The organism is Rhizobium sp. AN6A (genome assembly GCF_900215635.1).
GTDB lineage: Bacteria > Pseudomonadota > Alphaproteobacteria > Rhizobiales > Rhizobiaceae > Agrobacterium > Agrobacterium tumefaciens.
Genome location: NZ_OCNC01000004.1, coordinates 2,081,814 through 2,108,389 on the forward strand (window position 1 = coordinate 2,081,814; position 26,576 = coordinate 2,108,389).

26 protein-coding genes are annotated in these 26,576 nt (G+C 60.0%); 6 read left to right on the plus strand and 20 right to left on the minus strand.

Going from position 1 to position 26,576, the window contains the following annotated elements; all coding sequences use genetic code 11:
• Position 1 precedes the first annotated feature (1 nt).
• Positions 2–1,216, minus strand: a complete 1,215-nt coding sequence (locus tag CRO62_RS22815; RefSeq protein ID WP_065704828.1) for an MFS transporter — start codon at positions 1,214–1,216, stop codon at positions 2–4.
• Positions 1,217–1,393: 177 nt separating this feature from the next.
• On the opposite strand from CRO62_RS22815, the gene CRO62_RS22820 reads away from it, so the two are divergent.
• Positions 1,394–2,128 carry a class I SAM-dependent methyltransferase gene (locus CRO62_RS22820; RefSeq protein ID WP_097102063.1) on the plus strand — a complete coding sequence of 245 codons (735 nt, stop codon included), beginning with the start codon at positions 1,394–1,396 and terminating at the stop codon, positions 2,126–2,128.
• 31 nt (positions 2,129–2,159) lie between these two features.
• On the opposite strand, the gene CRO62_RS22825 is transcribed toward CRO62_RS22820, so the two are convergent.
• From CRO62_RS22825 to CRO62_RS22840, 4 genes are all read right to left on the minus strand, one after another.
• Positions 2,160–3,002, minus strand: a complete 843-nt coding sequence (locus tag CRO62_RS22825; protein WP_097102066.1) for an MOSC domain-containing protein — start codon at positions 3,000–3,002, stop codon at positions 2,160–2,162.
• 10 nt (positions 3,003–3,012) lie between these two features.
• Positions 3,013–3,657, minus strand: coding sequence for an HD domain-containing protein (locus CRO62_RS22830; protein ID WP_097102068.1), 645 nt, complete (start codon positions 3,655–3,657; stop codon positions 3,013–3,015).
• Positions 3,654–6,425, minus strand: a complete 2,772-nt coding sequence (locus CRO62_RS22835) for a DUF2339 domain-containing protein (protein ID WP_179784603.1) — start codon at positions 6,423–6,425, stop codon at positions 3,654–3,656. The genes CRO62_RS22830 and CRO62_RS22835 overlap by 4 nt, the downstream gene beginning before the upstream one ends.
• A 241-nt stretch (positions 6,426–6,666) precedes the next feature.
• Positions 6,667–8,220 (minus strand): VOC family protein, encoded by a 1,554-nt coding sequence (locus CRO62_RS22840; RefSeq protein ID WP_097103238.1) that lies wholly within the window; start codon positions 8,218–8,220, stop codon positions 6,667–6,669.
• A gap of 292 nt (positions 8,221–8,512) precedes the next feature.
• Here CRO62_RS22840 and CRO62_RS22845 point away from each other — a divergent pair, with 292 nt between their 5' ends.
• The 3 genes from CRO62_RS22845 to CRO62_RS22855 all read left to right on the plus strand — a co-directional run bounded on the left by CRO62_RS22845 (position 8,513) and on the right by CRO62_RS22855 (position 11,248).
• Positions 8,513–9,556, plus strand: coding sequence for an ABC transporter substrate-binding protein (locus CRO62_RS22845; protein ID WP_065704825.1), 1,044 nt, complete (start codon positions 8,513–8,515; stop codon positions 9,554–9,556).
• Positions 9,557–9,644: 88 nt separating this feature from the next.
• A complete protein-coding gene (locus tag CRO62_RS22850; protein ID WP_003512279.1) occupies positions 9,645–10,433 on the plus strand; it encodes an ABC transporter ATP-binding protein in 789 nt (262 codons plus the stop codon).
• The gene (locus tag CRO62_RS22855; RefSeq protein ID WP_003512280.1) at positions 10,430–11,248 is read left to right on the plus strand and encodes an ABC transporter permease; all 819 of its coding nucleotides are present in this window, start codon (positions 10,430–10,432) and stop codon (positions 11,246–11,248) included. Before CRO62_RS22850 ends, CRO62_RS22855 begins: the two co-directional genes overlap by 4 nt.
• Positions 11,249–11,365: 117 nt before the next feature.
• On the opposite strand, the gene CRO62_RS22860 is transcribed toward CRO62_RS22855, so the two are convergent.
• From CRO62_RS22860 to CRO62_RS22900, 9 genes are all read right to left on the minus strand, one after another.
• Positions 11,366–12,049, minus strand: coding sequence for a metal-binding protein ZinT (locus CRO62_RS22860; RefSeq protein ID WP_097102070.1), 684 nt, complete (start codon positions 12,047–12,049; stop codon positions 11,366–11,368).
• Positions 12,050–12,249: 200 nt separating this feature from the next.
• Positions 12,250–13,071 (minus strand): mechanosensitive ion channel family protein, encoded by an 822-nt coding sequence (locus CRO62_RS22865; RefSeq protein WP_019565366.1) that lies wholly within the window; start codon positions 13,069–13,071, stop codon positions 12,250–12,252.
• Positions 13,072–13,150: 79 nt separating this feature from the next.
• On the minus strand, positions 13,151–13,669 hold the full coding sequence (locus CRO62_RS22870; protein ID WP_019565367.1) for a tyrosine phosphatase family protein: 519 nt from the start codon (positions 13,667–13,669) through the stop codon (positions 13,151–13,153).
• Complete coding sequence (locus tag CRO62_RS22875) at positions 13,666–14,301, minus strand: YfbR-like 5'-deoxynucleotidase (RefSeq protein WP_179784604.1); 636 nt, start codon at positions 14,299–14,301, stop codon at positions 13,666–13,668. Before CRO62_RS22875 ends, CRO62_RS22870 begins: the two co-directional genes overlap by 4 nt.
• A gap of 2 nt (positions 14,302–14,303) precedes the next feature.
• Entirely contained in the window at positions 14,304–15,152 is an 849-nt protein-coding gene (locus CRO62_RS22880; RefSeq protein WP_097103243.1) for a YgfZ/GcvT domain-containing protein, read from the minus strand.
• Between the two features lie 190 nt (positions 15,153–15,342).
• Positions 15,343–16,110, minus strand: a complete 768-nt coding sequence (locus CRO62_RS22885; protein ID WP_097102073.1) for a hypothetical protein — start codon at positions 16,108–16,110, stop codon at positions 15,343–15,345.
• A gap of 14 nt (positions 16,111–16,124) precedes the next feature.
• On the minus strand, positions 16,125–16,382 hold the full coding sequence (locus tag CRO62_RS22890; RefSeq protein WP_003496894.1) for a hypothetical protein: 258 nt from the start codon (positions 16,380–16,382) through the stop codon (positions 16,125–16,127).
• Between the two features lie 105 nt (positions 16,383–16,487).
• Positions 16,488–16,928, minus strand: a complete 441-nt coding sequence (locus CRO62_RS22895) for a TIGR02301 family protein (protein WP_097102076.1) — start codon at positions 16,926–16,928, stop codon at positions 16,488–16,490.
• Positions 16,929–17,106: 178 nt separating this feature from the next.
• Positions 17,107–17,523, minus strand: coding sequence for an NUDIX hydrolase (locus tag CRO62_RS22900; protein ID WP_097102078.1), 417 nt, complete (start codon positions 17,521–17,523; stop codon positions 17,107–17,109).
• A gap of 106 nt (positions 17,524–17,629) precedes the next feature.
• Between CRO62_RS22900 and CRO62_RS22905 the strand changes: the two genes are divergently transcribed.
• A complete protein-coding gene (locus CRO62_RS22905) occupies positions 17,630–17,953 on the plus strand; it encodes a YnfA family protein (RefSeq protein WP_097103245.1) in 324 nt (107 codons plus the stop codon).
• Positions 17,954–17,963: 10 nt separating this feature from the next.
• Positions 17,964–18,725 (plus strand): SOS response-associated peptidase, encoded by a 762-nt coding sequence (locus CRO62_RS22910; RefSeq protein WP_097102080.1) that lies wholly within the window; start codon positions 17,964–17,966, stop codon positions 18,723–18,725.
• A gap of 81 nt (positions 18,726–18,806) precedes the next feature.
• On the opposite strand, the gene CRO62_RS22915 is transcribed toward CRO62_RS22910, so the two are convergent.
• The 6 genes from CRO62_RS22915 to CRO62_RS22935 all read right to left on the minus strand — a co-directional run bounded on the left by CRO62_RS22915 (position 18,807) and on the right by CRO62_RS22935 (position 26,560).
• Positions 18,807–20,099 (minus strand): response regulator, encoded by a 1,293-nt coding sequence (locus CRO62_RS22915; RefSeq protein ID WP_097102083.1) that lies wholly within the window; start codon positions 20,097–20,099, stop codon positions 18,807–18,809.
• A gap of 401 nt (positions 20,100–20,500) precedes the next feature.
• Complete coding sequence (locus CRO62_RS27710; RefSeq protein WP_003496883.1) at positions 20,501–20,632, minus strand: hypothetical protein; 132 nt, start codon at positions 20,630–20,632, stop codon at positions 20,501–20,503.
• A gap of 172 nt (positions 20,633–20,804) precedes the next feature.
• Positions 20,805–21,674 (minus strand): CDP-diacylglycerol--serine O-phosphatidyltransferase, encoded by an 870-nt coding sequence (pssA, locus tag CRO62_RS22920; RefSeq protein WP_097102085.1) that lies wholly within the window; start codon positions 21,672–21,674, stop codon positions 20,805–20,807.
• Between the two features lie 23 nt (positions 21,675–21,697).
• A complete protein-coding gene (locus CRO62_RS22925; RefSeq protein WP_003512305.1) occupies positions 21,698–22,396 on the minus strand; it encodes a phosphatidylserine decarboxylase in 699 nt (232 codons plus the stop codon).
• Positions 22,397–22,560: 164 nt separating this feature from the next.
• Entirely contained in the window at positions 22,561–24,447 is a 1,887-nt protein-coding gene (locus CRO62_RS22930) for an ABCB family ABC transporter ATP-binding protein/permease (RefSeq protein ID WP_097102088.1), read from the minus strand.
• A gap of 109 nt (positions 24,448–24,556) precedes the next feature.
• Positions 24,557–26,560 carry a LysM peptidoglycan-binding domain-containing protein gene (locus CRO62_RS22935; protein ID WP_097102090.1) on the minus strand — a complete coding sequence of 668 codons (2,004 nt, stop codon included), beginning with the start codon at positions 26,558–26,560 and terminating at the stop codon, positions 24,557–24,559.
• Positions 26,561–26,576 lie beyond the last annotated feature (16 nt).

The window sequence follows — 26,576 nt, forward strand, 5'->3', positions numbered from 1 at the left end:
CTCAGGCCATTGCTGGCCGAGGTGCCGGTCGTTCCTGGATAGGCCAATGCACGATGGCCGCAAAAATACCCATGCCGACGCCGAGCCACCAGACGAGATCGTAGGAGCCGAGCTTGTCGTAAAGGAAGCCGCCCAGCCAGACACCGAGGAACGAGCCGATCTGATGCGACAGGAATACGACGCCACCCAGCATGCCGAGATGGCGCGTGCCGAACATGATCGCCACCAGCGCATTGGTCGGCGGCACGGTGGAAAGCCACAGGATGCCCATCACGGCCGCGAAGATGATGACCGAAAGCGGCGTTTGCGGCAGAAGCAGGAAAGCCGTGACGGCGATTGAGCGGGCGATATAGATATAGGCCAGCAGATAGGGTTTCGAGTAACGCTGGGCAATGACGCCGGCGGCCAGCGATCCGATGATGTTAAAGAAGCCGATCAGCGCCATGGCGATGACCGCATAGCGGGGTTCGATGCCGATATCGCCGAGATAGGCCGGAAAATGCGCGGTGATGAAGGCCACCTGGAAACCGCAGACGAAAAAGCCGGTGGTCAAAAGCAGATAGCTCTTGTGGCCGAGCGCTTCTCTCAGCGCCTCGCCTGCCGTCTGCTTGAATTGCGTCTGCGACTGGCTGCCGGACGAGGAATTGCCGCGCATCGGATAGGCCAGCAGCGGCACCAGCATCATCATCACGGCAAGCCAGACGAGACTGTCCGACCAGCCATAGGTGGAAATCAGGCCCTGGCTGATTGGCGCAAACAGGAACATGCCCGCCGATCCCGCCGCGGTGCCGATGCCGAAGGCAAGCGAGCGTTGCTGCGGCGTAACATGCCGCGCGAAGGCCGAAAGAATGACGCTGAATGAACCAGCGGCAATGCCAAGCCCGACAAGCACGCCACCACCGAAATGCAGCCAGAAGGGCGAAGTGCCGAAGGACATGCAGATGAGGCCAGCCGCATAGAGAAAGCCTGACAGCACGAGTACGCGCCCCGTACCGAATTTATCGGCGATGGCGCCGAAGAAGGGTTGGCCGAGACCCCAGAACAGATTCTGCAACGCCATGGCAAGTCCGAAGGTGGAGCGGTCCCAGCCGGTATCGGCCAGCATGGGTAGCTGGAAAAAGCCCATCGCCGAGCGTGGCCCGAAGGTCATGACCGCGATCAGCGACCCGGCGACGATGATCGCCCAGGGCATGGTTTGGCGTGTGGCTTGCGACATGAAAACTCTCCCGATGCAGCGCCTCGCCCCGTGGGACGCTGTGCCGCAAAATTCCCCTTTGATGAGAGGAATATTATCTTTTGCAAGGCTGGCCCACTAGCAACTTTTCTTGACGGCACTATTCGTGCGATTGATGAGACACTCAGGTGAAATGCCATCGGGCAAGGTGAGGCAACGATGAAGCAGAATATTTACGACGACCCGCAGTTTTTCGAGCGCTACAGCGCCATGCCACGCTCTCTGGAGGGACTGCGTCAGGCGGGCGAATGGCATGAGCTGCGCGCCATGTTGCCAACGCTCAAAGACAAGACCGTTCTTGATCTCGGTTGCGGTTTTGGCTGGCATTGCCGCCATGCCGTAGAGCAGGGCGCGGCGCATGTCATCGGGGTCGATCTGTCGGAAAATATGCTGCGCCGCGCCGCAGAGATAAACGGCGGCCCCGGCATCGAATATCGCCGCGCCGCGATCGAGGACATCGATTTTGCGCCGGAAAGCTTCGATCTGGTACTGAGCTCACTCGCTTTGCACTACGTTCGCGACCTGGATGCGGCATTCGCGAGAGTTTTCTCCGTGTTGAAATCCGGCGGCGACTTCATCTTTTCCATCGAGCATCCCGTGTTCACGGCGCTGGATAAACAGGACTGGTTCTACGGCGAAGATGGCGAAATACTGCACTGGCCGCTCGATAATTATCAGAACGAGGGCGTGCGCCATTCCAACTGGATGGCGGATGATGTCGTCAAATATCACCGCACGGTGTCAGGCATTCTCAACGCCCTGCTGACTTCCGGCTTTGCGATCACGCGGCTCGCGGAACCGAGGCCCGATCCCGCCCTGCTGGCGGAGCGGCCGGAGATGAAACACGAAGACCGCCGCCCGATTTTCCTGATCGTCGGTGCGAAGAAGCCTTGATAGGAGAGCGTGAGATGCATCGCCCAGCGGGTTAGCGCCTTTTGATCGCCCAGCCGTCGGCGCGTTCCTCAACCACCTTTGCCACATCGCCAACAGCTAGCCTGCCTTCGCCGCGCGGCGTGACATTCCAGCCGAAGAGCGGGCCGGGCACCCGCCGGTCGCCGGACATGCGGATGCGGCCCATGGCCTTCATGGGGGAGGGTACATCGCGGGAGCCGGTTATCTGGTCCTGCGTCGTCATGATGCAGCGGGCGCAGGGCTTGACGAGATCGAAACGGATGCCGCCGATCTCGATCGCCGCCCAGCGATCCTCCGCCCACGGCTCGTCCGTTTCCAGCACGATATTGGGCCGGAACCGTTCCATGCCAACGGCGTCCTCTCCATTCGCACGCATATTGTCGTTAAGGGCTGCAAGTGAAGCGGTGGTGGTGACGAGGATCTGGTAACCGTCGGCAAAAGTGACGGGCGTTTCGTTGCCGGTCCATTCAAGGCTCGCGATGCGTTTTGCGATGTCGTCGAAGAACACCAGCTTCACTTCGCGCCCAAGCCACTCAGACAGTGTGTCGTTGGTTTCGCTATCGGCGATATTGGCGCTGACGACCGATTTCCACACCGCCACATCCATGCGCTCGCCGGATGGTCGTGCGAAAATTTCGCCATTCGTTTCCCGCGAAAGCACCATGCCGCCATCCGCGTGCTGTGCCAGAACCGTGGCGATTGCAGGCAATTCGCGCTGGGTGATGAAGTGGCCCGAAGGGTCGGTCAGCATGGCGCGCCGGTCGCCAGGCAGGCCTTCCGCCGAAACATCGCTTTTAGAGAGGACAATGCCGCGCGCGCTTTTCAGCGGGTAGATGTTGAGTTCGGTAACACGCACTGTTTTCTCCTCAGATTTCGTCGAGAAACAGGTCCAGCACCTGTTTCAGCCGCTCATGGCGGGCCTTTGCCAGTTCTCGCCCGGTTTCGGTGCGGAAACCATCAGCAAGCTTGAACAGCTTGGTTTCGAAATGGTCGATGGCAAAGGCGCGATCATCAAGCGGACGGTCCTTTGCCAGCGGATCGGCCGGGTCGTAAAGCGCCGAACCCATGCGCCCGGCAATATAAAAGCAGCGCGCTGCCCCCACCATGCCGATGGCGTCCAGCCGGTCGGCATCCTGAAGGATCTTTGCCTCCAGCGTCTGCGGCTCGATATTGGCGGAAAAACTGTGGGTGGTGATGGCATGCGCGGCAGCGTCAATATCGGCCTGACGCCAGCCAAGCCCGGCCAGAATGCCGGAGGCTTTTTCCGCCGCAAGACGTGAGGCCTGCGCGCGAAGCGGCGAATTCTTCTCCACCGCCACGCAATCATGCAAAAGCACGCTGGCCGCCAGCACCGTGCCATCGCCGCCTTCGCCCGCATGGATGCGCATGGCGTTGCGGAAGACGCGGTGAATATGGGCAAGATCGTGCGAGCCGTCGCCCGCATCGGCGGCATGCGGGATAAGGTCCTGCGCAAGCGCCGCATAGGGCGCAAAAGCCTCAGCCGGGATCATGTCTTCGGCTGCCGGGTGAGGATTTTCTGATAGAACAGACCGATGCCGATCAACACGGCGCCAAGCCCGATGAAGGACAGCGCCCGCAGCACGCCCTCAAGATTGCTCATGTCGATCAGGAATGCCTTGGCGACGGAGATCAGCACGAAGGCGGCGGATGCCAGACGCAGGCTGCGCGCATTGAAGCGCGAACCGACGATGAGCAGCAATACGCCTATCAACAGCCAGACCACCGAGTAGCTATAGGTCTCGCCCTGCAGGAAGCCTTTCCAGTTGGCAATGTTTTCACCCTGCCAGAAGCGGCGGACCGAAAGCGTGGCCCAGGCAAAGCCGAGTGCGGCACCCGCCACGGCCAGCAGGCTGACATAGGCCGCAGGCCGCTTGCCGCGTGCGTAATAGGCAAGGCCCCCATAGGCGAGCGCCGGCAGCAGGTAACCGATCAGCAGCAGGTTGAGGAACGGGATGCGGCCGGTATTTTCGCCGGTGAAATAGGGGTTCAGCGTGAAGAAATGCATCACCAGCACGTTGATGACGGCGATAACGCCTGCAATCATCGAGCCGTAACGGAAGACGGGGCTGGGGCTCTTCAAATCGAGCGTCATCAGAACGCCTGAAAAACCGATGGTCAGCAGCGTGTAGATCGACTGTTCGCCAAGCGTCGGCACGCTTTCGTCCAGTGTGCCGCCATTCATCGCATGGCGGATGAGGATTGCGACCGCCAGCAGGCCCATCAGGCTGGCGATGGCCTGCAGGAAGTTCTTTGCCCGGAAGCCCGGCCAGTCGCGCAGCATCCAGGCGGAGACGATGGCGAGCAGCGCCGGAATGCCGTAACCCGGCAGAAGCGCGTTGAAGACCGGCGTGAGCCCAAGATTTTGCGGCCCGACGATGGTCGGCTCCCAGGCGATGCGGCCAAGAACAGCAACACTTGCCACCGCCATGACCCAGGGCAGCACATCCCAGTTGCGCTGGCGGGTTGCCAGCACATAACCGAAACCGATGACGGAAAGCAGTATGGTTGTCGTAAGCCCCTCAGTCAGCGTGTGTAGGCTAAGCGCGAATGCGGCAAACGAGCCGAGCACGAGGATGTTGAGCGGCTTGCGATAGGCCTCGTTGTTTTGTCGGTGCAGCCATTCGGCAGCGGCGATCAGTACGAAACCGAGGCCGAGGCCATAGGCCGCGTGCAGCCAGTCACGACCGAGATTTCCATATTCGACGAAGCTCGCGGTTCCGAGCCAGACCGGGAAGAGAGCTGCAATCCCCGCCCAGAGCTGGGCGAAATCCGGATCGTCCGCGCCCTTGCGTTTCAGGAAGGAAAAACCGCAGAGCAAAAGAATGGCGCCAAGACCAAGCGCCATGGCGATTTCAGCCATGTAGCCGGTTCGCACCGGCGGCAGCGCAATTGAGGTATCGTTGATGATGCCGATGAAATCGAGCCCGGAGCGAGACATCATCGAGACCGCAGCCTGCGCGCCAAGTGCTGCGATAATGGCGGGCCAGACCGCGTTGCGGCGGGAAGCACCAAGGGCCGCCAACCCTGCGATGAGCGCTGAGACAATCACGGCCGGATGAAGGTCGATGCCGGCGCCGATGACGAGAAAGCTGAATGCCGGCAGGATCACGGCCATTGAGACGGTGAGATTGATGGCAAGCGACGGGCGCAGCAAAAGCCGCATGGCGCGAACGGCGCGCCGCCCGGAAGTTACGGTTTCTCCCGTTTCGGCAGGTGCTGTGTCGAAATAGCGTCCGGGCCAGAGGAAGATCGTACCCGCCAGCATGACGAGCAGCGCAAGGACCGGAGGTGCGGCACTGATCGTGTCGGCGATGGCGACATAGCCGAGCGCCCAAAGGCCGAGACCGGCATTGGCAAGCGAGGGAGCCACGGTCCAGCGCTGCCTGCGCGCAGCAGCTGCTGTCGCCAGCCAGGAGATCGTCAGGAAGATGAACAGCGCCCAGACATCAGGCGTTTCGGTGGCGATCAGCGCAGGCGTCAGCATTGAGCCCAAAAGGCCAAGACCGGCGAGCGCCTGCCCGTGCAGAAGTGAAAGGCCAATGGTGCCGAAGGCGACAAGCCCGAGCAGGATGAAAGCGGTGGTGGGGCTTATGTAGTCGTAAATGCCGTAGGCGGCATAGATAACGCCGAACAGTGTCAGTGCACCCGCTGCCGTCAGCACGCCAGGTATCATGGCGTTGGAATAGGTGGTGGCGATACCAGGTACGGCCCTGCGGCGGATTGCTTCGCCGGCAAGACCGAGACCGAGGCCGAAAATGGCGGCGAGCGAAAGCCGCACGGCCGGGCTCAGGAGCCCAGACTCGATCGAATATTTGATGAGGAAAATGCCGCCGAGCGCCAGCGCCAGCCCACCTGCCCACACTGCCCAGCGTGCACCGAGCAGGCTTTCGAAGCTTTCCTTCGGGGCTGACGCGGATGCGGCCTCAGTGGAAAGCGCACGTGTCTCTTCCGCGCTGGCAAGGTTCTCCGCCGGCGCCATGGCAGCGGCCACTTCGGTTTCGGACGGATATTCCGTTTCGACGAACTCGTCTTCCGGCAAAGCCCGATCTTCTTCTTCCGCCCTGAAATCCGGGTTTTCCGCGGCTGCATCCGCCTCCGCCTGTGCGGCAAGAGGAGAGGCCGCCCCCGTGGCCATCAGCCGCTTCAGGCCGTGAACCTCACGCTCCAGCGACTTGATGCGGCTTGAATTGCGGATGCTTGCGACCAGCGTATAGATGAAGGCTGCGATGACGGCGAGGATGAGAAACGGGATTTCCAAACAGACTCTCCAATTACTAAGCTGTTTTTAAAGCCGTTTTGGCGAATTTATGCAAGGCTTGGTTGAGGGATGCGGGAGGTTGCCGTTTGTTTCTTCTCCCCGCCGGGGAGACGGTGGCCCGAAGGGTCGGATGAGGAGAAAACGTTGCCCAATCTCACGGCCTTTGCCCCTTATCCCGCTGCCGTGGCTTTCTGCCCGGCGGGGGAGAACAAACCACGAGGCAACGCAGTATCGTCAGATGTCACGCCGCAAGCCAGTGCCGTGCCGCTTCGATATCGGCAAACCCAAGATCGTGACCGTCATCAATCATTTGCACTTCTGCCCGCGCGCCGCCGGCCACAAGCCTGCCTTGCACATCTGCCGCTCTGTCGCGATATTTGTCGCGTTCTCCGGCTACGAGCAGGAAGTTGCGTCCGGTAAGATCACTTTCCGGCCATCTATCGAGAATCGGCAACGGGCGGTAAAGCAGCGCATCCCCGGCAAGCTCCGGGTAGAGTGCCGCAAAGGCCGCATAGAAATTTGCGCCGTTGGAATGGCCGATGAAGCGCAGCTTCGAACGATCCAGACCATAGGACCGAATGGCGCCGTCAATGAAGGCGGCAAAGGCTTCCGCTTCCGAGACGATATCCTTCTGGTCGAAGCTGAAATCGGGCAGACGCCGGAACCAGCGGGCGATGTCTTCTTCGGTGCTGCGGCCGCGAACGCCGAGAAGCGTGGCGCCCGGAGCAGCCCGGTGCGCCAGCGGCATCAGGCTGGTTTCACTGCCGCCGGAACCGTGCAGCAGGATGATGGTGCTGCCATCCGGCTTTTCGGGCGTATAGAAGCGGTGCACGAAGGGCAGGTCGCGATAGACGATACGTTCTTCGCCCGGCATCGAAAATTGCGGCAGCGCAACGCGCACATCCGCTTCGTCCTTCATGAAGAGTGGCGGGATGAACAAATTTTCGCCGAGTGCCTCAAGCGGTTCGTCCACGGTCATGCCGGGAGCGTCGGTCGCCATTTCAATCAGCACGCCGCCCGGTTCGCGGACATAAAGCGAGTGGAAATATTTCCGGTCGTGGGCATTCGTGGTGCTGGAATTAAGCGATTTCAGCTCGGCCAGAACCGCGTTCAACTCTTCCAGATCCTTCGCGCGGAAAGCGATGTGGTCAACAGTGCCGGTGCCAGGGGCGCTGGACCAGAAGCCGGTCGCGTCGCGCACGTCGATGATGTCGCCGCTTTGCGCTACGAGCCGGCGGATCGCGCCTGTCTGGCTTTCCTGCCGGTAGCCGAAATATCTTGTGAGGAACGCCACGGTTTCTTCCGGCACCTCGCTCAGCATCGTCGCGCCATAAATCCGGCGAATGGCGTCTTCTGCGGGGATGTCGTTTGTCACATGCGGCGTGGCATCGGCGAAGGCGTTCGTGCCGACCAGCTTGACGATCAGGCCGTCAGGGTCTTTCAACCGGATGACAGGGGTACCGAATTCGTCGGAGGGGCCCTCGGCGCGGATGCCGAATTTCAGCGCGCGCGTCAGCCAGAAACCAATGCTGGCAGGGTCGATCGCCAGTGAAACTTCCAGCGTCTGGCCATAACCCACGCGGCCCTGCCCACCGTCTTCCCAGACGAGGAAGGTCAAAAGCGAGCCGGGCGAGGCGTTTCCGTCGCCGTAAAGCAAGTGAAGCTGCATGGCATCTTCAAAACCGGCAGTGCGTTTGACGAGCCTTAAGCCCAGAAAGCCGGCGTAAAAATCGACATTCGCCTGCACCTTCCGGGTGATCATCGTGATGTGGTGTATGCCCAGTGCAGAATTCATCTTGCCGTCCCCGCCGTTTTGCCTGCTGTTTGTGGCCCTATTTGTCCCACGCTGCGCCTGATCCGCAACCCCGGCAAGTGAGAACGCTGTGTTCGCTGCGTGAACGATATTGTTGTCGCTTCGTTGCATGCGGGATGGGCAAAAATCGGGCTTTTTGCCTGCCGGTTGACCATGGCTGCCTTTAAAATAAGCATACAAAATAACGGCTATTTTGTATGCAATTTTATCTTGCCTTGATGGCTGGAATTGGGTCTTATGCAACCAATCCAACCATAACCATCAGGGGGAACAGATGATATTAACGCGTAGGTTGTTGTCGAGAGCTCTGGCCATTGCTGCAGTCGGTGCCGCTGCCGGGCTGTCGCTGCCGGTAACGAGCGCCCATGCCGAAACGCCGGTAAAATTCACGCTCGACTGGAAATTCGAGGGACCTGCCGCAGGTTTCCTGCTGGCGTTGGACAAGGGATACTTCAAGGCCGAAGGCCTCGACGTGACGATCGACAGCGGCAACGGCTCGGTGGAGGCCATTCCGCGCGTGGCGACCGGCGCTTACCAGATGGGTTTCGGCGACATCAATTCGGTGATTAAGTTCCTCGATGAGGATCCGAGCCAGAAGGTCAAGGCCGTTTACATGGTCTATGAACGCCCGACATTTGCCGTCGTCGGCCGCAAGTCGCTTGGTGTCACTGGCGACCCGAAGTCGCTGGAAGGCAAGAAACTCGGCGCGCCGCCGCCGGATGGCGCTTTTGCGCAATGGCCAGCCTTCAAGCAGGTCGCGGGGCTGGACGACAGCAAGATCAAGATCGAATCGATCGGCTTTCCGGTGCGTGAGCCGATGCTCGCCAAGGGCGATGTCGACGGCGTCTTCGGCTTTGCATTTTCGGTGATCCTCAACCTGAAAAAACAGGGCATTGCCGATGACGATATCTCGACCATCCTGATGGCCGAGCATGGCTTGAATCTTTATGGCAATGCCGTGCTTGTAAACACTGATTTTGCTGAGAAAAACCCTGATGCCGTCAAGGGTTTCCTCAAGGCGCTGGCCAAGGGCTTCGCCGATTCCGTCAAGACCCCTGAAGAGGGTGTGGCGGCCGTGCTCAAGCGTAACGAGACGCTCGACAGCGCGATTGAGCTGGAACGCCTCAACATGGCCAACAGCATGAACATCAAGACACCCTATGTGGTGGAAAATGGCATGGGTGGTGTCGATCCGGCCCGGCTTGCTGCCTCCCTCGAGACCCTGAAAGTTTCCATGGGTCTGAAGGGCAACGTCAAGGCAGAGCAGGTCTTCGACGCGGCTTACCTGCCGCCCAAGGAAGAGCGCATGCTCCCCTGATTGAGGTCACGGCGACCGCCCGGATCGCTTGCCGGTCCGGGCGGTTTGCAATTTTTAAATAGCTTGGGGGGCTGAAAAGGGGACTGCGATGTCACATCTCGTGGAAATAGACAATGTCGACATGCGTTACGGCGGGGCGGCCGGAACGCTGGCTGTATCCGGCCTCAACCTGACGGTCGACAAGGGGGAGTTCGCTGCTGTCGTCGGCCCGTCGGGCTGCGGCAAGTCGACCCTGATGAAGCTGGTAACGGGGCTGCATATCCCGCAAAAGGGCAATGTCATCGTTGCCGGGCGGCAGGTCACGGAACCGGTTTCGATTGTCGGCATGGCGTTTCAGAACCCGACGATGCTGCCCTGGCGCACGACGCTCGAAAATATCCTGCTGCCGCTGGAAATCGTCGAGAAGCACCGCCGGCGTCTGCGCGCGCATAAGGCCGAATATGTCGCCAAAGCCGAACGCCTGCTGGAAATCGTCGGCCTCAAAGGCTTCGGCTCGAAATTCCCCTGGCAGCTTTCCGGTGGCATGCAGCAGCGCGCCAATCTCTGCCGCGCACTGATCCACGAGCCGGATCTTCTGATGCTGGATGAGCCCTTCGGCGCGCTCGACGCCTTCACCCGTGAGGAACTGTGGTGCGTCATTCGTGATCTGCATACGGCGCAGCGGGTTACCATCATTCTGGTGACACACGATCTGCGCGAAGCGACCTTTCTCGCCGACAAGATTTTCGTGATGAGCGCAAGGCCGGGCCGCGTGCTGGCGGAACACCGCGTGCCTTTCGCGCGGCCGCGCCAGCTTGATATCATGTATGACAAGGGTTTCAACGACATGGTGCAGGAACTGCATGGCGAGATAGCGCAGGCGAGGGTGGCGGCATGAGTGCGTTTGTGGAAAGCAGCATGGCAACCGCGCCGTCGAAACCGCTGATCGCCCGGGTCAACTGGGTGAAGGCCGCTCCCTGGCTCTATACGCTGGCGCTGTTTGCAATGTGGGAATTGCTGGTCTACGCGCTGAAAATGCCGCCAACCATTCTGCCGTCGCCGGTGCGTGTGGGGCAGGCCATCGTGCAATATTGGTCGCCTATCTGGAAGAACTCGCTGCAGACGCTCTATACCACCACGCTCGGTTTTGCGATTGCCGTCGCGGCGGGTCTCGCCATCGGCCTCTTTATCGGCTGGTCGAAAACCATCTATGCCGGGCTTTATCCGCTGATGATCGGTTTTAACGCCATCCCCAAAGTGGCGCTGGTGCCGATCCTCGTCATCTGGTTCGGCATCGGCACTGTTCCTGCGGTTCTGACTGCGTTCCTGATTTCCTTCTTCCCCATCGTCGTCAATGTCGCGACCGGCCTGGCCACCATCGAGCCGGAAACGGAGGACGTGCTGCGCGCACTTGGCGCCAGGAAGATGGATATCATGCTGAAGGTCGGCATTCCGCGCTCCATGCCTTACTTCTTCGGCTCGCTGAAAATCGCCATCACGCTCGCCTTCGTCGGCTCGGTCGTATCGGAAACCGTCGCCTCCAATTATGGCCTCGGTAATATGATGAGTTCGGCGCAAAGCCAGTTCAACGTTCCACTGGTCTTTGCCGGTCTGTTGATGCTCGCCGTGGAAGGTATCGTCATGTATGCGATCATGGCCTGGCTCGAAAAGCGCATGACCGGCTGGGCGCATCGCTCGACAATGGGGCAGTGAGCTGGGAAAGGGCCGTATCAACTCGCATTGGTTGCCTTCTCCCCACTGGGGGGAAGGCGAAATCGTGACAAGTCAAGGTTTGACCACAGGCTGCGGAAAACCAGGAAGAGTGCGGTCTTAATGCGCCGCCATTTCCTCGACGATCTCAGGGCCATCCATCTGGAACGGGTAATAGGTTGGCCAATTGGTCACCTCGTCCAGAAGCGCCTTGCGGTCATTGCCCCAGTAGAGGTGGTAATGGCCGGCTTTTTTAGGCTCGATGGTGTGATCGCTGAACTGAATGAATTGCGGTGCATCCGCATCGCCGTCGGTCTTTTTGAAGATGTACCGCACGCCGCGATTACCCTTCTTGTAGGTCAGGATTTCCTGGCCGTCGCTGACATAAGTGCCTTGCGCTGGTTTGCCTTCTTTATAAAAGGCCACGTTGTCGCCCTTGATGGTGATGCGATTGACATCCGTTTTGTAGCCAATTTCGTAATAGGCACGATATTCGGCTGCTGTCTTGTCGCCGTGGGCTGCCTTTTCCGCCATGATCCCATCGAGAGAACCATTCAGCAGATAGGGATAGACTGACTGCCAGTCACCTTCCCAGTCTGAAAGCGTGCGTGGCTTCACCTGCGCATCCTCGAAGTAACCCTTGTAGATCTGTTTCTCGGCTTCGGTCTGACCATGGCTGTGGTCGTGGCTGTGACTATGCGCGGTGGACGTCTTGTCCTTTCCGGCCGCCAGTGCCGGGGCTGTCATCAGCAGCATGGAACCGATTGCAAGCGCGCCGGTGACGCGGGTGATGGTTTTTTGCATTCTTCTGGCCCTTATGTGGTTATAAATCGAAGGGTAAGTTATGTAATAACATTACGAATAGGTCGTATAAACACGTCCTTCGCCAGACGCAAGAGCGCCTGCCGCCACCCTTGCGCGAAAAATGGCGAAAGCCGGCTCAGGGCCGGCTTTCATATGGGAAAAAGTTGTATGGAGAAGGGAGCGGCTGGGACGCTCTCAATTCACGCGGTTTGTGCGGTTAATTCCGCCTTGCGCTCATCGAAAGCGAGCTTCATTGCCTTCGTCACGTCACGCGTGGTTGCGAAGTAATTGTCGCTGCGCGCCCAGTAGCGCAATTTCACCGTGGCGCTGTCGGCGCTGACCGAATCGACGAAGGTAACGGGGGCGGGGTCCAACAGCACCCGGCTTTCCGAGCGCACCACACGCATCAGCATGTCCTGCGCCGCAGCCAGATCCTCGTCGCTCTTAACCGTCAGGCTCAATTCGTGGCGGCGCGATGGGAAGCGGCTGTAATTGGTGATCGGCACGTTCCACAGGGTGGAATTTGGCGCAAGGCGGTAAAGCCCATCGCTGGTTTTAAGCTCGGTAGCAAACAGGCCGATTTCGATCACCGTGCCGCTCACGGCGCCAGTCTCGATATATTCGCCAACCCGGAAGGGACGCAGCACCAGAAGCATGATGCCGGCGGCGATGTTCTGCAATGTGCCCTGAAGCGCCAGACCGATGGCGAGGCCGGCAGCGCCAAGTGCCGCAAGAATGGAGGCCGTCTGAACGCCGAACTGACCAAGCACCATGACCAGCACCAGAATAAGCACTACGTAACGGATGGCACCCGCGAAGAAACCGGCAAGCGTCGCATCGAAGCCGCGGATGCGCGACAAGCCCTGAAAAGCCCAGCGCTGCAGGAAAGTCGCGGCCAGCCAGCCGATGATCAGAAGCAGGAGCGCACCGATGATCGAAAAGGAATATTGCACCGCCAGCGTGCTCGCCTGTCGTACCGCTGCCTGCGATGCGACGATGATATCCGTTGCCTGTTGTTCCATGAATTATCCCGTGATTCTTATTGCTGTTCTACTTTGGTAACGACTGGATGCCGCAGGGGTTCCGCCAAAAACGGAGGCGTCAGTTAGAGAGAGGCAGCACGAAGGGTACGTTGCCGTCCGTATCCGCACCCCTGCCGATCGTCTTGATTGCCGCCACCAGCCTGCCATCCCGCCCAAGCAAGCGGTCACCGATTGCGATGATGCGGGCATTGGGGGTGGCGTAAGGTGAGGCGGTGCGCAGGCTGAGCGCAAGCGCCATCTCGTCCTGATCCGGATAAAGGCTAAGTGCTGCAATGACAGCTGCGGCGGGGGAGCGCGACACGCCCATCCAGCAATGGATGAGAAGCGGTGCGGACTGGTCCCATTCGCGGGCGAAATCGATCAGCCGCAGCACATGCGCATCGTCAGGCGCGATGAGATCGCCGGTGCCCTTGAAGCTGATGTCGTTCATCGCAAGGGTCAAGTGCCTTTCGGCTGAGATCACCGCCGGGCGGTGAAAGGTCTGCTCCTTTGCTATCAGCGTCACCATTTCGCGGGCTTTGTGCTTCACGGCCATTTCCGCGATCCTCGACAACGGCGATACGACGATAGAAGTCATTTCACCCCTCCAGCCGCGTTGCCGGTTTTGACCACGCGCATTGCCTCGATCGCCTCGAAGCGTTCAACGAACCGCTTCTGCGCCTCGGTCGAGGGAAGTGGGATAATGTCGAACATATCGCGGGTGATGCCGCGCGGCAGGCCGAAGAATTTCTGTGCCTCGGCAATGGAAAAACCGGCAAGCTCCGTCGCCTCGAAAAAAGCGGCAACCGTATCGGCTTTCTTGATGCGGTCCTTCAGCTCGCGCGAGGCATGCGGCGGCAGGCCAAAGCGCAGATGCACGGCCGCTTCCAGCCTTTTCTCCACGGTTTTATAACCGCCGCCGACCACGGATTTGAACGGCGAGATCATGTCGCCGATGACATATTCCGGGGCGTCGTGCAAAAGCGCCATCTGCATATCGTCGGGCGTCGCATTCGCGCACATGCGGCAGAAAATGTTTTCGACGATGAGGCTATGCTGGGCGACGGAGAAGGCGTGATCGCCGCGCGTCTGGCCGTTCCAGCGGGCGACGCGGGCAAGACCATGGGCGATATCGGCGATTTCTACGTCGAGCGGTGAGGGGTCGAGCAGGTCGAGCCGCCGTCCAGAAAGCATGCGCTGCCAGGCGCGCGGACTTTTAGCGGGCGCCACGCCTATTCCTCCGCCTGTACCGCAGGATCGACGACGGGGAAGGAGATGCCGCTCCAGGCCGGCAAGGCCATAGTCACGGGAACATTCTCGGCAATGAGCGGCGTGGCGGAGGCGAGCGCATCGGCAACGCGGTCTATCCGCACGATGGCAAGTCCCGTGTTGCCGCAAACGGTTCCAAGCGCCCCGACCGGTTTTCCGTTGGCGGTGATGTCTGTTCCGGTTGCGGGAAGCGCGCTTTCAGCCGAAACGGTGACGACCCGCCGTCTTGCCGTGCCGCGATGTTTCATGCGCGAGACGACTTCCTGGCCGACGAAGCAACCCTTTTTGAACGAGACGCCGTCATTCACATCCATCAGCACATCATGCGGAAAAGCATCCTGCAACGCATAATCGCGGCCGGATTCGGCAATTCCGTGCTCAATGCGCAGGGCATCATATGCCGTTATGTCGCCCGAGGCCGAAGCACCCGGAACGCGGAACAGATTGATGCCGGCCTTGGCGAAACGGCCGTCCTTCGCGCCCGCCTCGGGCACGCTTTCGCTCCAGAAAACGCTGACGCCTTCTATCGGTTCGGCCTTGAGATCGACGGGCGCGCGCAGCTTGTACATGGTCAGGCGGCGCAGCAGCGCATCCTGTTCGGCAGCACCCGATTCGATCAGATAATCCGGGCCATCGCGCGCGATCAGGAAATCGAACAGGATCTTGCCTTGCGGCGTCAGAAGTGCAGAGGCGCGCGCCTCGCCTTGCGGCAGGTTTTCAACAGCGGCCGTGATCAGATTGTTCAGAAACTCTTCGGCACCCGTGCCGGAAACTCTGATCAGGCGGCGGTCGGCAATAAAGGCGGAAGGCATGGCATCACCGTTCGGTTCATCGAAAGCATTTCCGGCCAGGGTCGCTGAGGGCTGCCCGAGGCAATCTGCAAAAATGCTCTCTTTTTGTTTTCGCGCAGTTTCCTTTGCAGAACCGCGACGCGCTTCTGCTGAATTGCTCATGCCGCACAGTTAGGATTTTTGCAAAAGAACGGCAAGCACCGCCGCGCGATCAATCGCCGGCGGTGAAGAACTTCCACTTGCCGTCAGGCGAAATGCCGATGCGGTAAAAGCTGTAATTACCGTATTCCTGCATATCAGCCAGATCGCCCGCCGTGATGATACGCAGCAGCTCGACCTTTTCCGGCGCGGTCAGCGTATTGAGCGGCTTTCCGGCGAAATAGGGGAAAACATAGGCTTCATCCGGGGTGCCGGCGTCGACATGGGCATAACCCGTCGAAAGCAGATCGATGATGATCGCCAGCACTTCCAGACCGTCGGGATCGCCGGAATAGCTTTTCAGCGCTGCGATCGGGTCGTCGCTGTCATTGCCGTCGATACGGAACTGCTTGTCGCTGGCGGCGATGAAAGGCCGCAGTTTTTCGATATCGCCCGAAGAGGCGGCGTCGATGATCTGCTGGCGAAGCTTGCGCACGGCTTCCGGCGCCTTTGAAATATCATGCTCGATAACGACCGACATTTCCGGCGTGTTGCCCGGCTTGGCGGGTTGCTGGGTCGATTGACCGGCGGAACGGTCGACCAGAGGGTCGGGCAGGGGAATGCCGTCCGAATCACCTTCGATCTCGTCGGGCTCGGGAGCCTGGGGCCGTTGCGGCTGTTCGCCACTTTGGGCTTGCGGCTCGCTTTCGGTATTTTGTGCGGGTTTCAGCTCGGAAAGCGCAAAGGCGCGGCTGGGCAAGCCAATGGACCCGGCGGTCAAGGCAGCCAAGATGGACAGCATGGCGGAAGAGCGCAAAAGCCCCTTGCTCAGGCAAGACATGACAGACCCCGACTTTACTGTATCACACGCTGCGGGGAAAATTCGCCTTCAAGCATGCGCTGGCGCAGCGATTCCAGCATTGCTTCAGCACCGGCTTCGCCGTGCATACGGATGGTTTCGCGCATGGCCAGAGCGATTGCGGCATCGGCGATGATCTCCGGCTCGATGCCGTCGGCCATGCCGTCAGCCCATGCCTCGTTCTGGTGTTCCAGAGCGACCTGCATCTTTTCATGCACGATCATGTCGTCGATTTCGTTACGGCTCGTCTGCATTTTTCATCCTCGACAGGGCGGGCAAGTCCTTACCACCCTGTTAACAACACTAGCAGCCTTTTATCAAAACGGCACGGGCTGCGGCGAAAAGAGGTTAACAATCCGCTAATTTCCGAACCTGGACGCAATTTCCTGGGCGAGTGTTGCCCCTTCGTTACGGTAGCCCTCTTCTGCCATGACGGCGGCGCGTGTGCAACTGGTGTGGATGGCCGCAAAGGAACGATATCCACGGTTGAATGCAGCCGTCATGCGCTGGCGCCTTTCCGGTTCGTTGGCCGTATCGGCCGCCAGAAGATCGCTCATCGATTTGCGCCAGTCCTCCGGACCGGAGGAAGGGCACAGGGTTCTCAGATATTGCACCGCCCCCAATATCTCCGACAGCCGTGCCAGCCTGTCGTCATAGGGAGCGGGTTTGGGCGGTTGTGCTTCCGGCGGGCGAACCTCACTGGAAGCAGCCTTCGAAGGCTGCGCATGAGCGACGCCGTCTTGCCCGGCGGGTGCAAGCATGGTCAGGAAAAAAGACAGGAAAATGGTTGGCCGTATCAAAATTTTATTCTGCCCCACACATACTCGTGAACACCCGGCGGGCGGATTGGTCCTAAGGCCATCGCGGTCTTTCAGACCGCTCGGTCAGCTTTAGGTCTATAGCATGTCGTTATCGCAAAACCGCTGCACAGTGTTGCGCGACATCCTCTAGATAATAGCGATTCTGGCTGGCTGGCAATCATGCAAGCAGCCGCTCGGCGCATTCGACGACGCTTTCCGGTGCCGGCAACCGGCGGATTTCCGCCAATGTGAACCAGCCCGCATCCGCCGCGTCGTCGGCCGCCGTCACCGCCGGGTCCGCATCCGTTTCCACGGTAAAGACGGAGAGGAAATAGTGGCTCGTCAGCGCACCCTCGGGGTCGCGCGACGGCAGGTCATAGGTCGCAAACAGCTGCGGTTTACGCGCGACGATGCCGGTTTCCTCCTGAAGTTCGCGCAGCGCCGTCTCGGCTGGCGTTTCACCCTCTTCGCCGCGCCCGCCCGGAAAGGCGAACATGTCCTTCGACGGCGGATTTATACGGCGCACGAGCAGCAGCCGATCTCCATTCCGGACGATGGCGGAGGAGGCGGGGCGGGGCTTGATACGAAGGGTCATGAATGGTTTCGCTTGTTTCAGCCGTCTTGGGCCTGTCTATATTGGTCCGGGAATACCGATGGTATATTTGGGAATCGGATCGATTGTGCACGCAGAAGACGGTGGAATGAAGGTCTATCTTATTTATGCCCTGGCGGCTGTTGCGGAAATCGCCGGTTGCTTTTCCTTCTGGGCCTGGCTGAAGCTTGGCAAGACGGGCTGGATATTGCTGTCAGGCATGCTGGCGCTCGCCGCTTTCGCCTGGGCTTTGACGCTTGTGCCGACCGAGACCGCGGGCAGGGCCTATGCCGCCTATGGCGGGATTTACATTGCCGCATCGCTTCTCTGGCTCTGGGGTGTGGAGGGGCATGTGCCGGATAGATGGGATATCGCTGGCGGTGCCGTCTGCCTCGCGGGCACGGCTATCATTTTATTCGGTCCCCGGGCCTGAGGAGCAGACAATGTGCGGACGTTTCGTGCTCAAAGCGACACCGGAAGAGATTGCCGATTATCTCGACCTGATCGGCCTTGAGGATTTTCCCGCCCGTTTCAACATCGCGCCCACACAGCCGATCCTGATCGTGCTGGAGGGTGAACGGCAGGAGCGCGGCAGTAACCTGCCCAACCGTCGGGCCATGCTGGTGCGCTGGGGTTTTCTGCCCGGCTGGGTCAAGGACCCGAAGGATTTCCCCCTGCTCATCAATGCGCGTTCGGAAACGGCCATCGGCAAGGCATCTTTTCGCGCCGCCATGCGCCATCGCCGCGTGCTGGTGCCTGCCACCGGCTTTTACGAATGGCGGCGCCCGCCGAAGGAGGAGGGCGGCAAGCCGCAGCCCTATTTCATCCGCCCGAAGAACGGCGGCATCGTCGCCTTTGCCGGCCTCATGGAAACCTGGTCCTCTGCCGATGGGTCCGAGGTCGATACCGGCGCCATCCTCACCACCGCTGCCAACGCCGCGATCGGCCGCATTCACGACCGTATGCCAGTGGTAATCGCGCCGGAGGATTTCAGCCGCTGGCTGGATTGCAAGACGCAGGAACCACGCGAGGTGGCCGACCTGATGCGGCCGGTTCAGGATGATTTTTTCGAGATGATCCCGGTGTCGGACAAGGTCAACAAGGTCGCCAATGTCGGCGCTGACCTTATCGAGCCGGTGCCGGAAATCGCGCCGCTCGCGAAAATCAGGCCACCTAAGGATGATGGCCAGATGTCATTGTTCTGATGTGCTTGCTTGCTGGCATTCGAGGCTGGTCATCGCGGATCGACATCCGGTCACTCCACAGTTGCCCATCCTGCGCCCGTCCTACCCGTTCCGACCGATTTTCTGCAGGCCTTCCTGGATCATGATGTCGGAATAGACGCGGTTGCGGCCGTTCGCCTTGGCGAGGTATAGCAGCTGGTCTGCGGCATTGAGCTGATTGTCGAAGGGTTCGCCCTTTTCGATTTCCACAACGCCGAGCGAAATCGTCAGCGCCAGGCTGCTGCCGCTCAGCTGGCGGCCGTTCTTTTCGACGGCGCCGCGCAGCTCCTCGCAGAATTGATAGGCGGCATGCGCATTGAGCCCACGCAGGAACACGGCGAATTCCTCGCCGCCAAGACGCGCGGGAATGTGGCGCTGCTCATGGCACATGTCGTGCAGCAGTTCGGCAAGCTTCTTCAGCGCCCTGTCGCCGGCATCATGCCCCAGCGTGTCGTTGATCTTCTTGAAATGGTCGATGTCGAGAATGGCGACTGCGCCGTTCTCGTCATTGTCGTTGATGACGTCCATCAGCGCCCGCGTACGCTCGAAGAAGGAGCGGCGATTCGGCAGACCGGTCAGATGATCCCGCTCTGCCAGTTCGCGCAGCCGTTTGAGCTGTTTCAGCGTTTCGATATTGTTGTCGATGCGGCACTGCAATTCTTCCGGCACGAACGGGCGGTAGACGAAATCCGATGCCCCGGCCTTGAGGAAGCTTGCCGAAAGCAGCCGGTCCGTGGATGACGAGATGCCGATGACCCGCAGGTCTTCCGAGGAACGGCTGTCGCGGATGCGGCGCGTCAGCTCGTAGCCGTCCATGTCAGGCATATGGTAATCGGTGATGACGAGCTGAATCGATGGATCCTGCGACAGGATTTCCAGCGCCTGCTTGCCCGAATGGGCTTCGCTGACCCTGAAATTCTGCCGTCCGAGGATTTCTACGAGGCCGGAACGCGCCGTCCGCACGTCATCCACCACCAGCACGGAAAACAGTCTGTTGGTCAAAATCCGGTCGACCGTTTTCACCACGGCATCAACGGTGCGATGGCCATCCTTGACGATGTAGTCGATGATCTTCTTTTCGGCGTAGCGCTTGCGCGCCTCTTCATCCACCGTGGCGGTGAAGACGATCGCCGGCACTTTGTGGTCGGCAAGAAGTGCGAGAATTTCACCCTTCGGCGCATCCGGCAGATTGAGACCGGTGAGTGCCAGCGTGAAATCATGGGCGCGCAGCAGAATATCGGCCTGCGCCATGCTGTCACAATGGATCACTTCGGCTGCCGTTTCCTCCGAAAGCCGCGACTTCAGCAGCATGGAAAGAGCAACGGAATCTTCAATCAGAAGGATTTTATCCTGCATACCGTATGAAGCCCCCCATGGCCCGTCTTCGTTGGTTTTCCCGCAACATCCGAATTTGTCCGATACCGCCTGTCAACGGCATCGAAAATCGGCCTTGTTCGCTGTAGCAGGAAGAATCGCTAAAGTAGAAATTTTTTTGATGCTCAGTAGTCGATGCGAGACTATCCGTACAGTCGTCCCGTGGAAGTCGAATACTTTACTTCGTTTTGGTTGCAGCTTCGTTACGGATTGGGAAGTTTTATAAAACAGGCCGGTTATGCGGTTCTCGATGGGGCCGCACAAATGGAGACGGCGCTAATATTAGCGCCGCACATTTATCCGGATGTTTTTTTGGATTGACCGTTGCCATCGCAAAGTATGCCAGGCTCTGGATGGTGTGCTTTAAAGAAAATCTAGTGTTTTCAAGCGGTTTTGGCGGCGGGCTTGCGCTTCAGCATCAGGGCTGCGGCCGCAACGGCCTTCAGTCCGAGCGGTCGGTAGTGGCTATTGAGGTCGGGCTTCGCCTGCGGCTGTGCCTTCGTCTCGTTCGTCATTTCTCTTTCTCCACAATTCACGTCAATCGCCGTTTCGATACGTGTGAGCTACTTCTTTCGTGGGTAATCTTGACGGATTCGAGGCGAAAGAACGCGAAGCCCGCTTTTCGGGCTGCGACATTTTGCGTCATGTCAAACGCCGGTTTGTGGGAGAAAAATAATACCTGCGGTTTCAAATACCGCGATCGAGGCCGTTGCCGCCATTGGCGTCGTCATGCGCGTCTTCCTCAATCGTCAGCGTGCCGTAACGGCGGTGCCACAGGCGGGCGCTGATGGGGATGAAGACGAGATAGGCGGCCACCGTCAGAACCAGTACTTCCCAGGTGAAGCTCATCAGCATCGCGACGTAAAGCACGACGACGAGGATCATCGGCAGCACGAGATCGCGGCGAATGCGGCTGGTACCTGACTTTCCCGACCAGACCGGCAGGCGGCTGATGAGAAGATAACCGATCAACACGGTGTAGGCGGCGGCGATATAGGCGAAGGGCTTGCCCGGCTCGACACCAAGGAAGCCGAGATAAACAGGCAGAAGCACCAGCATGGCGCCCATCGGCGCCGGAACGCCCACGAAAAATTCGTTCTGCCACGGCGCCTTCACCGGGCGCTCGATCATGACGTTAAAGCGCGCCAGACGAAGGCCTGCGGCAATCACGTAGATGAGGGCGGCGATCCAGCCGATCGAACGCGCCTGATCGAGCAGATAGATATAGACGACGAGGGCAGGAGCGACACCGAAATTGACGATATCGGCCAGACTATCCATCTGTTCGCCGAATTTGGATGTCGCCTTCATCATCCGGGCGATGCGCCCGTCGATGCCGTCGAGGAAGGCGGCAAGCAGCACCATGCCCACGGCCAGCTCGAAGCGGCCTTCTATGGCAAGGCGCACGCCGCTCAGGCCCGCGCAGATGGCCAGAACGGTGATGAGGTTGGGTATCACGAGGCGAAAGGGAATTTCCCTCAGGCGCGGCCCACGACCGCTGTCGTTGCGGCCCTCATGTTTTCCGTTCTGTTGCGGCTCCGAGATCGGCGTTTCCATGGCGCATGCCCTTCCTGTTTTCGTCAGCCGCGACGGCTAAGGACCGGACCCTTGGCGGAGCCGAACTCGGCCAGAACCGTTTCGCCGGCAATTGCCGTCTGGCCCACCGAAACGCGCGGCTGAAAACCTTCGGGAAGGAAGATATCGAGGCGCGAACCGAAACGAATAAGACCGAAACGCTCGCCGGCATCAACTGGTTCATTCGGCTTGACCCAGCAGACGATACGGCGGGCGACCATGCCGGCAATCTGCACCACGCCAACCTTGCCATGCGCTGTCTCGATGACGAGGCCGTTGCGCTCATTGTCTTCGGAGGCCTTGTCCACTTCCGCATTGAGGAAGAGGCCGGGGCGGTAGGCGACATTGACGATGCGGCCGCGCACGGGCGCGCGGTTCACATGGCAGTTGAACACGTTCATGAACACCGAAATGCGCACCATCGGCTCCTTGCCGAGTTCCAGCTCCAGCGGCGGAACGACGGTCTGGATGGCGGACACCTTGCCATCGGCAGGGCTGATGATCAGGTCGTCATCCTGCGGCGTCACGCGCTCGGGGTCGCGGAAGAAGTAGGCGCACCAGGCCGTCAGCACCAGACCGACCCAGAACAGCGGTTCCGATATCCAGCCGAGCACCAGCGATGCGACGAAGAAGGCGGCCACGAAGACGTAGCCTTCCTTGTGGATCGGTACGATGGTGTTGCGAATGGTGTCGAACAGATTCATAAGTTTCCTTGCTCCGGTTTCCGCCTGCCGCGTCTGTATATGGTCGTGATACGACATCATCCATACGGGCATGCGACAAAGTTCGCTTAGCTGGTTACAGCCAAACTCCCCGCCCGGCAATGGTCCGGTTGGTGTGCCGCCCTGTTGTCAGGGGTTTATGCCCGTCAATGCGCGGGTTCGCCGCGGTCCACAACGCCAAGATCGTCGGTTTCTCGAACATGGCGCAGCATTTCCTCTGCGCGGATCGCTTCGCGCTGGCGGCTCCACATCGAGGCATAAAGCCCGTTCTGCGCCATCAGCGAGGCGTGGGTTCCACGCTCGGCGATAAGCCCTTCCTTCAGCACGATGATTTCATCGGCACTGATGACGGTGGAGAGCCGGTGGGCGATGACCAGCGTCGTGCGGTTTTTCGAAACGATATCAAGCGCGCTCTGGATTTCCTGTTCCGTATGGGTGTCCAGCGCAGAGGTCGCTTCATCGAGAATGAGGATCGGCGGCGCTTTCAGAATGGTTCGGGCAATCGCCACGCGCTGCTTTTCGCCGCCGGAAAGTTTCAAGCCCCGTTCGCCGACCATGGTGGCGTAACCCTCCGGCAGCTTGCCGATGAAGGCGCTGATCTGGGCCGCATCCGCCGCTGCCGTGACCTCCTCGGTCGTTGCCGAAGGGCGTCCGTAACGGATGTTGTAGGCGAGCGTATCGTTGAACAGCACGGTATCCTGCGGCACCATGCCGATCATCGAGCGCAGGCTCTTTTGCGTCACGTCGCGAATGTCCTGTCCGTCGATGGTGACGGCGCCTTCCTGAATATCGTAGAAACGATAAAGCAACCGCGAGATCGTCGATTTTCCGGCACCCGAAGGACCGACGATCGCCACCGTCTTGCCCGCCGGCACATTGAAGGAAACGCCCTTCAGGATCGGCCTTTCCGGATCGTAGGCGAAATGCACGTCGCGGAAGGAGATGGCACCCGGTCCGGCCACAAGCGGCTTTGCATCCGCCCTGTCGGTAACCTCGGCCTCGACCTCGAGAAGTTCGAACATCTGTTCGATGTCGGTCAATCCCTGGCGAATTTCACGATAGACGAAGCCGATGAAGTTCAGCGGTACCGAAAGCTGTAGCAGAAGCGCGTTGATGAACACGAAATCGCCAATGGTCTGCTCGCCGCGCTGCACCGCAAGCGCCGACATCACCATCATGACCGTGGAGCCGATGCCGAAGATCACGCCCTGGCCGAAGTTCAGCCAGCCGAGCGACGTCCAGATCGAGATCGCCGATTTTTCGTAACGCTCCATGGCGACGTCAAAGCGCTTCGCCTCCATCTCCTCATTGCCGAAATATTTGACGGTTTCGAAGTTCAACAGTGAGTCGATCGCCTTGGTGTTGGCATCGGTGTCGCTGTCGTTCATGGCGCGGCGAATGGAGATGCGCCAGTTGCTGGCCCGCACGGTGAACCAGATATAGGCCCAGACGGTGACAACCGTGACCAGCACATAGGAAAAGCCGTAGGAGGTCCAGAAAATGATCGCCGTCAGCAGGAATTCGATGAAGGTCGGTGCGGTGTTGAGAATGGTGAAACGGACAATGGTTTCGATGCCCTTGGTCCCACGCTCGATAACCCGCGAAAGCCCGCCGGTCTTGCGCTCCAGATGGAAGCGCAGGGAAAGCCTGTGCATGTGCACAAAGGTTCTGTAGGCGAGCTGGCGCACGGCATGCTGGCCGACGCTGGCAAACAGCGAATCGCGCAGCTGGTTGAGCCCGACCTGTATCAGCCGCGTCAGATTATAGGCGATGACAAGCGCGACAGCACCGAGCAGAAAGGCCGGAACCAGCCCGACCATGTCCAGCTTGCCGTTCAGCGCATCCGTTGCCCATTTGAAGAAATAGGGAACGAGGATCAGCACCAGCTTGGCGACAACGAGGAACGCCGTCGCCCAGATCACCCGCATTTTCAGGTCAAGGCGGCCTTCCGGCCACATGTAGGGCCAGAGGTTGATGAGGGTCTGCGTGGGATTGCTGGAATCCGCCGAAATGGTTTTTTTCTTCGTGGCCATCATTTGCTCCGGGCACTGCCGGAAGCCGACAGCAGGGCGGCGGCTTTGGAAAGCCGCCGCGCTTGTCACAGGTAGGGTTGTTGCGGGGTCACCGCAATGTCTTGAACGATCAGGAGCCGCTCTTCAGACGCTTGCGATGAAGTTCTTCCGCATTCGGCAGGGCCTTCTCCGGCACACCGAAAATCTGGCCGGGCTCGATCAGGTCAGGATTTTTGATCTGATCCTCGTTGGCGAGGTAGATCGTGGTGTAACGCACGCCCTGTCCGTAAACGCGGCGGGAAATCTGCCACAGCGTATCGCCGCGGCGGATGATGACGCTGTTCTGGCTTTCGGCAAGCGGCGGCTGCTCGAAGGTCTGCGGACCGGCGGGCGCCTGCGGTGCAGGTGCGGGCGGCGCGATGATGTGGATGTCGGCAAGACGGCTTGCCAGCGTGGCGATGCCCTTGCCGATCCCGGCAACGTCGTTCGGCCACGCCTCTACCGATGTCAGCAACTGACGTGCCTTGGCGGCGATATCGCCGGCAAAGGCGGTAAAGGACGGCTCGGTGCCGGCGGCAGTGCGGAACTCGGAGAGCGACTTGAGGCCGATCACCACGGCGGAGCGGCCCGCAATGGCCTGGTCGAGCGCCGGTGTGGCCTGATCCTTGTAAAGATTGGACAGAATGCCGAAGGCCTTGGCGACATCCGTGCGCAGCTTTTCGAATGCAGCGCGGTCGCTTGCTGTGCTCTGATTTTCAGCGGGTGCGGTCGTCGTGGCGACGGAGGGCGTTGCGGACGGTGCCTGCATGGCGACGGTTGCCTGGTCGGTCTGCGGGCGCTCGAAAGGAACGCGCACGCGCACCTTCACCGTGCCGTCGGCATTCAACTCCTCGACAGTGATGATATGGCTGCCGACGGAAAGATCGACATTGCCCTCGATGACGAAATGGCCGGAGGCCTCCGTGGTGCTTTTGCCGATTTCCTTGTCGTCGACCAGCGCGCGTACGCTCGAAGCGGCAGGCGCGGAACCCGCAACGAAAATCTTCGAGCCTTCGAATTCGACGGCGGTCACCTGAACGGTCGAAGTCAACGGAGCGGCGGCAGCGGACGGAGCCGGGGTACCAGCGGCAGGCGCGGGCGTCGTGGTGGCGGCAGCTGTTGCCGACTGGCCTGGTTGCGCGGCTTGCGGGGGCTGGAGTGCTGAAGGTGCCGCCTCCGGCATTGCCAGCACGCGGCTTGCTTCACCGGGCTTGGACACCATTGCCAAGAGTTCGCCCGCCTTGCCGTTGGGCACGGAAACGGTTGCGACTTCTTCGGATTGCGTTGCCTTGCCGCTGGCGTCGGTCGAGCGCAGCACCAGCTCATGGTCGCCCGGTGGCAGGGGATTATCGAAAACGGCGGCGAAATCGCCCGATCCGTCGATGGTCGTCTGCGCGATCACCTTGCCGTTGCTGAGAATTTCAAGCTTGGAGCCGGGCTGTGCCTTGCCCGCGACCACAGCCGAACCATCAGGTTCTACGCGAAGCACGTCAAAGGTCGGTGCGCCCGATGTGGCCTGCGCTGCATCGGCGGCAGGAGCGGCGGGTTGGGGCTGCTGTGCAGCGCCATCGTCGGTGCCGGTGAAGACACCCGCCAGACGGCGAACCTGTGCTGCCGCCGCCGCTGCACTATCGGGCAGACCGCGCAGGAAAGCGGTGGTGCGTTCGGCCGCAGTGCGCGCCGTGGTGATGAGGCGCGACGTCGTTTCATCCAGCGTCTCGGGAATTTCGATATTGGTCAGTTCCTTGAGCGATGCCTCGACCTTCTTGCGTGCTGCCGCAAAGTCGGCGTCGGACGGAACCTTGCTGTCGGCGAAAAGCGTGGTCAGATCCTTGATCGACTGGGTTGCGGAAGCCGCAAGGCGTCCGACCTTGTCGGCGATATTGGCAGTCTCCTGAGCGGCGTCGGACAGGATGTCGCCCGCCTTGTCGCTGCCCATTTCAACGCTGTTCTTCACCGCGTTGCCCGCTTCGTTGATGGCATCGCCGATCGGTTTGCCGTCATTGGAAATTCTAGGCAGGACGAAAAAGATCATGAGCAGGGACGCGATGCCCAGCACGATCAGTGCCAGCAAACCGGCTTTATTGTTTTTCATCCTGGAATCTCCGGGT